Source organism: Flavobacterium sp. ZE23DGlu08 (assembly GCF_030505335.1).
In the GTDB taxonomy this organism is placed as follows: Bacteria; Bacteroidota; Bacteroidia; order Flavobacteriales; family Flavobacteriaceae; genus Flavobacterium; species Flavobacterium algoritolerans.
This window is the reverse complement of sequence record NZ_CP130045.1, coordinates 1,512,291-1,524,619: the sequence shown is the minus strand read 5'-3', so window position 1 is coordinate 1,524,619 and position 12,329 is coordinate 1,512,291. Positions and strand designations below refer to the sequence as shown.

General features: G+C 34.4%; 9 protein-coding genes. 6 read left to right on the top strand and 3 right to left on the bottom strand.

Translation table 11 applies throughout. The annotated features are described in order from the left end of the window. Positions 1-71: 71 nt before the first annotated feature. From Q1W72_RS06685 to Q1W72_RS06670, 4 genes are all read left to right on the top strand, one after another. Positions 72-2,558 carry a DUF5686 and carboxypeptidase-like regulatory domain-containing protein gene (locus Q1W72_RS06685; RefSeq protein ID WP_099716197.1) on the top strand — a complete coding sequence of 829 codons (2,487 nt, stop codon included), beginning with the start codon at positions 72-74 and terminating at the stop codon, positions 2,556-2,558. Positions 2,559-2,656: 98 nt separating this feature from the next. After that, entirely contained in the window at positions 2,657-3,259 is a 603-nt protein-coding gene (locus Q1W72_RS06680) for a DNA-3-methyladenine glycosylase (RefSeq protein WP_099713604.1), read from the top strand. Between the two features lie 107 nt (positions 3,260-3,366). Continuing rightward, a complete protein-coding gene (locus tag Q1W72_RS06675) occupies positions 3,367-3,897 on the top strand; it encodes an inorganic diphosphatase (protein ID WP_099713603.1) in 531 nt (176 codons plus the stop codon). Between the two features lie 111 nt (positions 3,898-4,008). After that, positions 4,009-6,468 (top strand): sodium-translocating pyrophosphatase, encoded by a 2,460-nt coding sequence (locus tag Q1W72_RS06670; protein ID WP_302137707.1) that lies wholly within the window; start codon positions 4,009-4,011, stop codon positions 6,466-6,468. A gap of 80 nt (positions 6,469-6,548) precedes the next feature. Here Q1W72_RS06670 and Q1W72_RS06665 read toward each other — a convergent pair whose 3' ends face one another. The 3 genes from Q1W72_RS06665 to Q1W72_RS06655 form a co-directional block, all read right to left on the bottom strand. After that, complete coding sequence (locus tag Q1W72_RS06665) at positions 6,549-6,950, bottom strand: hypothetical protein (RefSeq protein WP_282713123.1); 402 nt, start codon at positions 6,948-6,950, stop codon at positions 6,549-6,551. Between the two features lie 183 nt (positions 6,951-7,133). Then, positions 7,134-7,748: a deoxynucleoside kinase gene (locus tag Q1W72_RS06660; RefSeq protein WP_099713600.1), complete on the bottom strand. Its 615-nt coding sequence runs from the start codon at positions 7,746-7,748 to the stop codon at positions 7,134-7,136. Next, positions 7,748-8,539 (bottom strand): hypothetical protein, encoded by a 792-nt coding sequence (locus Q1W72_RS06655; RefSeq protein ID WP_302137706.1) that lies wholly within the window; start codon positions 8,537-8,539, stop codon positions 7,748-7,750. The genes Q1W72_RS06660 and Q1W72_RS06655 overlap by 1 nt, the downstream gene beginning before the upstream one ends. Positions 8,540-8,653: 114 nt before the next feature. Here Q1W72_RS06655 and Q1W72_RS06650 point away from each other — a divergent pair, with 114 nt between their 5' ends. Further along, positions 8,654-9,544, top strand: a complete 891-nt coding sequence (locus Q1W72_RS06650) for a GLPGLI family protein (protein ID WP_302137705.1) — start codon at positions 8,654-8,656, stop codon at positions 9,542-9,544. Positions 9,545-9,601: 57 nt separating this feature from the next. Then, positions 9,602-12,304 carry a carboxypeptidase-like regulatory domain-containing protein gene (locus tag Q1W72_RS06645; protein WP_302137704.1) on the top strand — a complete coding sequence of 901 codons (2,703 nt, stop codon included), beginning with the start codon at positions 9,602-9,604 and terminating at the stop codon, positions 12,302-12,304. Positions 12,305-12,329 lie beyond the last annotated feature (25 nt).

Below are 12,329 nucleotides of genomic sequence, written 5' to 3'. Positions count from 1 at the left end.
CTAGATGTCTAAATACCTATATTTGAAACTTCATCAATTATTTATTTGATGAAGTTTTTTTTTGAATGATTATGAAAAAGAATCTCTTATTTCTCTTGTTTTTTCTATTGGTTTCTGCAAGCGCAGTTTTTGCACAAACTAAAGTGAGCGGTATTGTGGTAGACAAATCAAATCAGCCTATACCTTTTGCGAATGTGGTTTTTAAAGGCTCCAGTGAAGGGATTGTGACTAATGAAGATGGGAAGTTTTACCTTGAATCCCAAAAATCATATTCCATTTTGCTGATATCTTCAGTAGGTTTTTCTGAGAAAGAAATTGTTTTGGACAAACTTGTAAATTACAATTTCAAAATTCAGCTAAGTGAAGCCGAAAGCCTAAGCGAAGTTGTTGTTTTTGCCGGAAAAACGTCCAAAAAAAATAATCCTGCGCTAGATATTCTTAGAAAAATTTGGGAAAGAAAACGTAAAAACGGATTGTATCAGTTTGACCAATACCAGATGGAAAAGTATGAAAAAATAGAATTTGACATGAATTCTATTGATAGTGCTTTTATGAAAAACAAACTTTTCAAAGGGATGGAGTTTATTTTTAATCAAATGGATACTTCCAGAGTAACCGGGAAAACCTATTTGCCTATTTTTATAAATGAATCGCTCAATGATGTTTATGGAGATAATAAATTAAAGAAAGTAAAAGAGAAAATAAAGGCCAATAAAACGTCTGGGTTTAATGGAAACCAACAGATTTTATCCTTTGTGAAAGACTTGTATTCAGATTATAATATCTACAACAATTACTTGACTTTTTTTGATAAAAGCTTTACCAGCCCATTGTCTAAAACAGGAATTGATGTCTATAATTATGTCTTGAAAGACAGTGCATATATTGACAATAAGTGGTGTTATAATATTGTTTTCTATCCAAGGCGTAAAAACGAATTGACTTTCAAAGGGGATTTTTGGGTGAATGATTCTACATATGCCATAAAGAAAATCAATATGGCAGTTACCAAAAGCGCCAATATCAACTGGGTAAAAGATATTTACTTAGAACAAGAATTTGAAGTGGTCAGTGATTCTGTTTTCTTATTGACCAAGGATTATCTAATGTCCGACTTTGCTTTAAACAAAAAAGAAAATTCTAAAGGAGTTTACGGGAAACGAACCAGTTTTTATAGAAATCATCAATTTAATAAGGAGCAACCAGTAGCTTTTTATAAAGATGAGGTCAATTATATGGATGACGAAGTCTACAATAAATCGGATGAATACTGGAATGAAAACCGTTTTGAAAACTTAAGCAAGGATGAATTGGGCGTTTATAAAATGCTCGACACATTGCAAACCGTAGATAAGTTTAAGCGATTGTATAGTTTGGTTTCGATACTTGGAAGCGGTTATGTAGAATTTAAAAACTTCGATTACGGACCTGTTTTTTCCACATTTGGATACAATGAAGTCGAAGGAGTGCGATTGCGAGTAGGAGGAAGAACCTATTTTGGACCTAACGATCCTTGGCGTATTCAAGCCTACACAGCGTATGGATTTGATGATGATAAATTCAAATATGGACTTTCGGGGAAATGGATGGTTGACAAGAAAAACCGAATCATTTTGTCCGGAGGAAATAGGCGCGACATTGAACAAATAGGCGCCAGTTTAACCACCACAAACGATGTTTTGGGTAGAAGTTTTGCTTCGTCCTCCGTATTTTCGTCCGGTAGCAACGGGAAATTGACTAACATCAATTTGACTAACGTTGCGATAGAAATAGAGCCCATAAAAAATTTAACGTTTCAAACAGGATTTTCGTATCGTACACTAGAGTCCGCTTCTACTACGTTTAGCTTAGATTATTATACGGATATAGCAAATTCGATTACCGAAAGCGAAGTAAAACAATCTGAAGTTAATTTCCAGGTTGAATATTCGCCAAAGAGAAAAACCATAGGTTTTGGAGTTGAAAGAAGCAATGTTGACAGTCCGTTTAGTCGCTTTTTTGTGAATTATAGTCATGGATTCAAAGGGCTTTTAAACAGTGATTTCAAATATGATAAATTACAATTGTATTACAAACAACCCATAATTATAGGGCCTTTAGGAAGAACCAATATTATTATGGAAGTGGGGAAAACCTTCGGGAAAGTGCCGTTAGGATTACTGAGTGTTATTCCCGGGAATCAAACTTATTTCACCATAGAAAACACATTCAGCAACCTAAATTTCTATGAATTTGTGTCAGACCAGTATGCTACTTTGCAGTGGAATCACAATTTCAATGGTCGAATTTTTTCCAGAATTCCGTTTATGCGTAAACTCAATTGGAGAGAAATTGTATCCGTAAAAGGGGTTTATGGAACCATTTCTGATGAAAACAGAGCGATTAATGCTTCGGGTTTAATATACAATGCACCCGAAAAAGTGTATTGGGAATATAGCGCCGGAATTGGGAATATCTTCAAAGTGTTCCGCATCGATTTCGCTTGGCGAGGCAATTATCTCAACACGCCTGACACGAATCGTTTTACTGTAAAAGGATCGTTCGGGTTTAATTTTTAGGAGCTATTCCAGCTGTACACTATATCTTTTTATAAGGCGAAGAAAAATCGCCTTATAAAAAGGATGTCGTTTCCATCTGGGCTAAAAAACATCAGATTATGCAAGAAGCTATCGACTACCTTTTAGAAAAAGACACCATTTTCAAGTCAATTATTGAACAATACGGAATGCCAACTATTCCCAAAAGACCGCAAGGTTTTGAGACTTTGGTATTGTTAATTTTGGAACAACAAGTATCTATAGATTCTGCTAAAGCTACTTTTTTAAAAATAAAAGCCAGTCAAAAAGCCATAGCACCGGAAATTCTTCTTCACATATCGGACGAGGAATTTAGGAATCTTGGCGTAAGCCGACAAAAAACATCGTATATAAAAGCTTTGGCAACAGCGATATTAAATAAAGAGCTAGATTTAGAAAGTTTGCCAGCCAAAACGGCTCAGCAAGTACGCGAAGAACTTATCAAAATCAAAGGAATAGGAAACTGGACCATCGATATTTATTTAATGTTTTGTCTGCAATCTCCGGATTTATTGCCTTTAGGAGATATTGCGGTCGTAAATACCATAAAGGAATTGCTTGATATTCATGATAAAGATGCCATGGAAATTCATGCAATACAATGGAGTCCGTATCGTTCTTATGCTACCTATCTTTTATGGCATCATTATTTAAAGAAACGAAATAGGACAGTGGTTTACTAAAGTACTCACTGTTAAAATTTAATCAAGAGATAACATAAATTTTTTATTGTAAAAAGGGATACTTTCCTTACTTTTGCACCCATAAATATAGAAAAGAAAAAACTAAAATGACTGCAGACAAATTAACAACTTTCGATGTCTTAATCGAAATACCAAGAGGAAGTAGAAATAAATACGAATATGATTTCGAAATAAAAAGAATGCGTTTTGATAGAATGTTATTCTCTTCGATGATGTACCCGGCTGATTACGGATTTATTCCTGAGACATTAGCATTGGACGGAGATCCATTAGATGTTTTGGTTTTAGTAAATGAACCAACTTTTCCTGGATGTGTAATGGAAGTAAAACCTATCGGTGTTTTCCACATGGCAGATGATAAAGGACCAGATGAAAAAGTAATCTGTGTACCAGTTTCAGATCCAATCTGGAATTCATTGGAAAACCTTTCAGATATTAATCCACACTTATTAAAAGAGATTGAACATTTCTTTCAAGTGTACAAAGATCTTGAAAACAAACAAGTTGATGTTGAAGGTTGGGGAGATGTAAACGAAGCGTACGCAATTATTAAAGAATGTACGGAGCGTTTTAATCAAATTGAGAATAAACCAGAAGGATTATTCAGTATTAAATAAATAATTACCATAATTTTTATAAAAAAAGCAATACTCTGTTAAGAGTATTGCTTTTTTGTTTATTTTCGTTTTGTTACAGTATTAATATTAACCAAAAACCAAACCAAAATTATGAATACAATAATGATTTATTTGCCAATAGCCATGGCATTTATTGGACTGGCATTTATGTTTACAAAACGAGCATGGGTTTTAAAACAAGATCCGGGTGACGGTAAGATGAAAGAGATTTCAGATTACATTTACGAAGGAGCCTTGGCTTTCTTGAAAGCAGAATATAGGTTATTGACTTTCTTTGTAATTGGAGCAAGTGTTGTTTTGGCCGGAATTTCATTTATCGTTCCAACTACACATATATTAATAGTAGTTGCTTTTATTTTTGGAGCTTTTTTCTCTGCTTTAGCGGGGAATATGGGAATGAAAATAGCAACAAAAACAAATGTTAGAACTACGCAGGCTGCCCGTACAAGTTTACCACAAGCATTAAAAGTTTCTTTTGGCGGTGGAACCGTAATGGGATTAGGAGTTGCAGGTTTAGCCGTTTTAGGGTTGACCACTTTCTTTATTTTCTTCTTTCACTTTTTTATGAATGGAATTTGGACTTCTACTGAAGATATGACTATTGTTTTGGAAACATTAGCTGGGTTTTCTCTTGGAGCAGAATCTATCGCTTTGTTTGCCAGAGTTGGTGGTGGAATTTATACAAAAGCTGCCGATGTTGGTGCTGATTTAGTAGGTAAAGTAGAAGCTGGAATCCCCGAAGATGATCCTCGTAATCCTGCTACAATTGCAGATAACGTAGGAGATAACGTGGGAGATGTTGCCGGAATGGGTGCCGATTTATTTGGTTCTTATGTTGCGACAGTTTTAGCAGCTATGGTTCTTGGGAATTATGTAATCAAAGATATGGGCGGAAATATTCAAGATGCTTTTGGCGGAATAGGACCTATTTTATTACCAATGGCAATCGCTGGTTTTGGAATTTTATTTTCTATTATCGGAACGATGTTAGTGAAAATTACAGATGATAATGCTAAAGAAGCACAGGTTCAAAAAGCATTGAATATAGGAAACTGGGTTTCAATTATTTTAACAGCTATCGCTTGTTTCTTTTTAGTACAATATATGTTGCCGGAAACCATGAAAATGGATTTCTTCGGAGAAGGAACTAAAGAAATTTCCTCGATGAGAGTTTTCTATGCTACAATCGTCGGATTAGTGGTTGGAGCAGTTATCTCATCTGTTACGGAATATTACACAGGATTGGGTACAAAACCAGTTATGGCAATTGTACAAAAATCGTCAACCGGAGCAGGTACAAATGTAATTGCAGGACTGGCTACAGGAATGATTTCTACATTTCCAACCGTTCTATTATTTGCAGCTGCAATTTGGGCATCGTACGCTTTTGCAGGATTTTATGGTGTGGCATTGGCTGCTTCGGCGATGATGGCAACAACAGCAATGCAACTGGCAATCGATGCTTTCGGACCAATATCTGATAACGCAGGTGGAATTGCTGAAATGAGTGAGTTACCAAAAGAAGTACGTACCAGAACCGATATTTTGGATTCAGTAGGAAATACAACTGCAGCAACTGGAAAAGGATTTGCAATCGCCTCGGCGGCATTAACGTCACTGGCTTTATTCGCTGCTTATGTAACGTTTACGGGAATTGACGGAATCAATATTTTCAAAGCACCCGTTTTAGCCATGTTATTTGTGGGCGGAATGATACCGGTAGTTTTCTCTGCTTTGGCCATGAATTCTGTTGGTAAAGCCGCAATGGATATGGTGTATGAAGTGCGTCGTCAGTTCAGGGAAATTCCAGGAATTATGGAAGGAACCGGAAAACCGGAATATGCTAAATGTGTCGATATTTCTACTAAAGCCGCTTTGCGCGAAATGATGTTACCGGGAATTTTGACTATTGGTTTCCCAATTGCGATTGTTTTACTTGGGAAATTAGTTTATGCGGATAATAACCAATTAATCGCAGAAATGCTTGGAGGTTATATGGCTGGAGTTACCGTTTCCGGTGTACTTTGGGCTGTTTTTCAAAACAATGCCGGTGGTGCTTGGGACAATGCCAAAAAATCTTTTGAAGCAGGAGTTATGATTAATGGTGAAATGACCTATAAAGGTTCTGATGCGCACAAAGCGGCCGTTACCGGAGATACTGTTGGTGATCCGTTCAAAGATACATCTGGACCATCAATGAATATTTTGATTAAATTGACGTGTTTGATAGGTTTGGTGATTGCCCCAATTTTAGGAAATGGAAGTCATACAATTTCTGATAAAGCAGCGTGTTGCGCTTCGACTGAAATGTGTGCTTCTATGTCTAAAGAAGAATGTCTTGCAAAAGGATGTGACAGCAAAACGTGTAAATTTATGAATGCTTCCGGAGTAGCTACCGAAATGGTTTCTAAAGAAGTTTCTATCGAAAAAACAAATGTTGATGGAAAAGTAAAAGCTACTATTAAAACAAGTATCAACGGGAAAGTTACTATTCAAAAATTTGAAGGAACTGACGAAGAAGTGCAAACTCAAATAGACTCTTTGAAATAATCAGCTAAAAACTATAAATACTAAATGCCTCGCGATTGCGGGGCATTTTTAATTTTACATACTTGAACCTTTCTAAATATTTAATAGTCCCAATCTCCCCAATCATCATACCAACTAGAAAGTTCAATAGCTGCGATAACTAAAAAAACAACTCCCAGAGAGCCAACGACAATTGCAATATTTCCTATGTTTGTCGCTGTTTTATTAAGAACACGTATGGTTTTCAAATCGCTCTCGGTAAGCGGTATTTTTTCAATTTTACCTTTGGTTTTTAAGTGTCCATAGTATATTCCGTCAATTTGTTCAATTCTGATAAATTTGAATATTTTATTGTCTGCATTTACTACTAAAACTTTACTGTCAGCAGTTACAGCTTGCTCTAAAGTTACCGGCGTTTTTTTATAAACACCACAACTTTGAAAAATAAGCGCTATAACTAATAAAAAACAAACGGTTTTGGTTTTTAAACTTTTGCATTTCATGATTTTTAGATTTTAATTAATAATCAGAAAAACCAGTTGATTAATGTCTTATGTGGTAAACTAAGGGCGGTAAAAGTAAATTAGCTTGATTTTTATTTAAGCTAACAAATTGATACATAAAGATATAAAAATAAAAAATGCCTCGCAATTGTGAGGCATTTTTGTTTATAGGATGGAATGGTTTTAGAATAATCCGTTCAATTCGGCATCGATACGGTTAAAAATATTTCCTAAATCTTCAGGGTTGTCAACAAAATTTATGTTGTCAACGTCAATAATTAATAACTTTCCTTTGTCGTAGGTTTGAATCCAACCTTCATATCGTTCGTTCAAGCGGCTCAAATAATCAATAGAAATTGAGTTTTCGTATTCACGACCACGTTTGTGTATTTGTCCCACTAAATTAGGGATAGAACTTCTTAAATAGATCAATAAATCAGGTGCTTTAACCGTAGATTCCATTAATTCAAAAAGAGAAGAATAATTCTGGAAATCGCGATTGGTCATCAAGCCCATTGCATAAAGGTTAGGAGCAAAAATATGAGCATCTTCATAAATAGTTCGGTCCTGAATGATTTTTTTACCGCTTTCGCGAATTTGCATCACCTGACGGAAACGGCTATTCAAGAAATAAATTTGTAAATTAAATGACCAACGTTCCATTTGATGGTAAAAATCATCCAAGTATGGATTGTCAACTACATCTTCAAAATGCGGTTCCCACTTAAAATGTTTCGCTAATAATCGAGTTAAAGTTGTTTTTCCGGAACCTATATTTCCTGCTATTGCTATGTGCATTACGGTATTGTGATTTTATAATTTGTAATTCCTGCTGATGTAAAAATAGATAAAATTTGGTCCTTGTAACAGAATTTTTTAAACGTTTTTTCTGAAATTTCAATTTCAGTTTTTTTACCTTTTTTTACATCTTCTAAAATCAAAATGGAGTTCTTGGAATAGAGAAACTGGTTTTCATTAATAATTGTAACAGAATCATAATCAGGAATTATTCCCTTACTTATTATTTTTCCAAAAATATCACATACGTACCAGTTGTTTTTATTGTCTATCCAATGAAAGACATTGAAATCCGAAGAATAATTTTTAATGTTTTCTGTAAAAGGGACCGAAATAGTCTTGTAGTTATTGCTTAAATAATCATAAAGTCCCAGTTGCTGATTCATAGTATTGTAAACCCACAATTGATTTTGAGAAGCTATTCCAATTGCTGAAGCTACAATAGGAATCGTATGGTCTGAAAAATTGATTTTTTGAGTTTCATTCAATTGATTGTCCAATACAATAACACTGTTGAAATTTTCGTAAAACAATACGATTTTAAGCGGATTTTGCAGGTCAACTGTAGTGATTTTACCCAAAGAAATATTTTTATATTCTAAAGTATCTCGTTTGCTGATTTTAGAAAAAACATTGTTTTTGATGGTGTAATAAAAACCAAACGAATCGTATCCTAAAAACGCATCTCCATCAAAACGAATGAAGTCAATTTTAGTTGGAGTTAATTTTTGGTTCTGACTCGATACTACTGAAAAAGAGGCGATAAAGAGTAAAAATACTAATTTCTTCATGAAAGCGAAATTACGATTAAACCATATACAATTATGATTGTCTTATTATTATTTTAACAGAATACTTGTAACAAAAATAGTATTTTTCAGTCTTATTTATTAAAATCCAAAAGTATGTATAAAGTAATTTTCACATTAGTATTAGCAGTCGCATCATTTATGGGACTTCACGCTCAGGAATTTCAAGGAATGGCAGTTTACGAATCGAAAACAAGTACTTCCGATTTTAAAACGCGAATGGAAGGCAATAAGGAGATGACTCCGGATATGCAAAAAATGATCGAGGAAAGAATGAAGAAAATGTTCGAAAAGACGTTTATTCTTAATTTTGATAAATCGGCATCGATATATAAAGAAGAAGAAAAATTAGATACTCCAGGTCAAGGTGGTGGCGGAATGAGAATGATGATGTCTATGACCGGAGGTGGCGGAACGTATTATAAGAACGTAAAAGAGAAATCATATACTGTTGATAAAGAGTTCATGGGAAAAGAGTTTCTTGTGAAAGATTCGTTGCCTAATTTACAATGGAAAATGGAAGGTGAAACCCGTGTTATTGGTGGTTACAATTGCTTCAAGGCAACTGCTGTGCGTCCTGCAAGTAAAACCGATTTTAGAAATTTTAGACCAAAAAAAGAAGATGCCGCAACAACAAAACCAGCAGATGCTACTAAGAAAACTAATCTTATGGATGAGTTGGATATGCCGAAAGAAACTATAATTACAGCTTGGTATACGCCGGAAATTCCAGTGAATCAAGGGCCGGAGAACTATTGGGGATTACCAGGTTTGATATTGGAAGTAAATGACGGTAAAACGGTTATTTTATGTTCGAAAGTAGTTCTGAATCCTAAAGTTAAAACCGAAATAAAAGCGTCAACGAAAGGAAAAGTTACTACTCAGAAAGAATTTGACGAAACCGTTTTGAAAAAAATGGAAGAGTTCAGAGAGATGAATCAAGGACGTGGCGGAAATGGCGGAATGCGAATGAGAATTGGAGGGTAAAAATAAGCCAAATCAGAGTTTAAAATCAATACTATAGATTTCATCCATAATTTCTAAATGAAAAATACAATACTAATTGCCTTCTTTTTTATTACCTCATTTTCCTTTGCGCAATCCGTTAAATTAGAAGGTCTCATAACCGATTCAAAAACAGTTGGACTTGAAATGGCCAATGTAATGGCAGTAAATAAAGCCACAAAAGCAATGGATTCTTACGCCATAACAAATGATAAAGGAAAATTTCTTCTTAATCTAAAACCAAATACTGCATATAGCTTAAAAATCAGTTATTTGGGAATGCAGAATAAAGAGTTGGAAATTACCACAACTTCAGAAAACAGCATTAAAAATATTGCCCTTGAAGAAGGTGGAATCGAATTGGATGGAGTTGAAATTGTTCGGGAAATGCCGGTTTCGATAAAAGGAGATACTATTGTTTATAATGCCGATTCCTTTAAATCCGGAACAGAACGAAAACTGGAAGATATTCTCAAAAAATTACCCGGAGTTGAGGTCAACGCTGATGGCGAAATTGAAGTCGAAGGGAAAAAAGTATCCAAATTAATGGTGGAAGGAAAAGATTTTTTTGATGGTGATACGAAGTTAGGTGTCAAAAATATTCCAGCTGATGCCATTGATAAAATCCAAGTGTTGCGCAACTACAGCGAAATTGGCGCACTAAAAGGAGTGGAGAACAATCAGGATAATGTTGCGATGAATATCAAATTGAAATCAGGAAAGAAGAATTTCTGGTTTGGAGATATGACCGCAGGAATAGGAGTTGCACACGAGGAAAGCCGCTATTTGATAAACCCAAAATTGTTCTATTACAGTCCGAAATACAGCATCAATTTAATTACGAATTTCAATAATATCGGGGAATTGCCGTTGACAGTTCAGGATTATTTTAAATTCACGGGCGGTTTTAGAGGCATGATGCAAAAAGGTGGTTCCAGTTTTAATGTGTCCTCGAATGATCTAGGGATTTCACTTTTAAGGAATAATCGCGCCAAAGAAATTGAGACTAAATTTGGAGCTACAAACTTTTCATACAATGTAAACAAAGCGTGGACGTTAAGCGGTTTTGGGATTCTTTCTTCTTCTGAAACAGATTTAGAAACAAAGTCACAAACGAATATTTTACAGCCTAATTCTTCTGAAATTCTCTCTACAGAGAATCGTCAGGAAACTGCAAATCAAAAAAGTAATTTGGGATTATTCAAATTGAGTTCCAGTTATAAACCCAGTGCGAGGTTTCAATTTGATTATGATGTTTTAACCAAATTGTCTAAACTAGACGAGAATAATTCACTGTTAAGAGAATCTATTGTCAACAGTAATTCGAATACAGAAAACATCAATACATTAAAAAAACAAGATCCAATTTCGGTAAATCAAAACCTGAGTTTGTATTTTACGCAAAGTGACAAGAATATTTTTGCTTTCGAAATGCAACATTTGTACCAAGAGGAAGATCCTTTTTATAATGCTAATTTACAATCGCAACCGTTTAATTTAGCCGATTATATTGCTGGGCAAAACAGAAATAACATCAACCAAAGTCGTTTTGTAAAAACCAGTAAGATTGACGCTAAATTGGATTATTATTACATGGTTACCCCAAAAAGCAACATCAATGTTACGTTAGGAAATACGTATTCCCATCAAAATTTCAACTCCAGTATTTTTCAGATTTTGGATAACGAAACAGTCAATAATTTAGATGATGTTGCCAACACAAATGATGTAAATTACAATTTCAATGATACGTTTTTAGGATTGCATTATAAGATTTTGAGTGGCAAATTTACTTTTACACCGGGAGTAAGTCTGCATAGTTACAACATGACAAATGAGCAATTAGGAACTAGTAACAGTCAAAATTTCTTCAGAGCATTACCTGATTTCTTGGCGATTTACCAAATCAAAAAAGCGGAAACATTAACCTATAATTTTTCGTATACCAATAATTTTACGGACATCAATCAACTTGCTGAAGGATTTGTTTTCTCTAATTACAACAGTTTGACTAAAGGAAACCGACTTTTGGAAAATGCTACCGCACAAGTGCATTCCTTGCGCTACTTTAAATACAACATGTTTAATTTTGAAAATATTAATGCGTTAGCTTCTTATTCCAGAAGAGTCGATGCAATAAAAACTCGAGCAGTATTCAATGGAGTAAATCAAACGTCATCTCCTTTTAATTCTGATTTTGCCGATGAAACTTTGTCAGGAAATGGTTCGTACGGTCGTTCTTTTTTGAAGAATTACAAAGCATCTTTAGGAGCTAATTTGAATTGGTCAAAATTCAATAACATTCAGAATAATGTGTTATCAACAAACGAGAGTTTTACCCAAAGCTATACTTTGAAAGCGTCAACAAATTACAAGAATATGCCTAATTTAGAGTTGGGATATAATATTGTAACCAACGATTATAATAATACTACTTTTTACACCGAAAAACCTTTTGCGAGACTGGATTATTTCTTTTTAAAGAGTTTCTCTTTCGTTGCTGAATATGAGTTTTATCATTATTATAACAACACGAAAACGGTCAATAATGAATATGATTTCTTGAGCGCCAGTTTGATTTATCAAAAGAAAGGCAGCAAGTTAGAATATAAAATGAGTGGAACGAATTTATTGAATACAACCTCATTAAATGATGACAATTTCAGCCAGTTTGCCACCAGAACTTCGCAATATACTGTTCAACCACGATATGTAATTTTCTCTTTAAAGTATAATTTGTAGTAGATTTACCTGAAGATAAAAGACC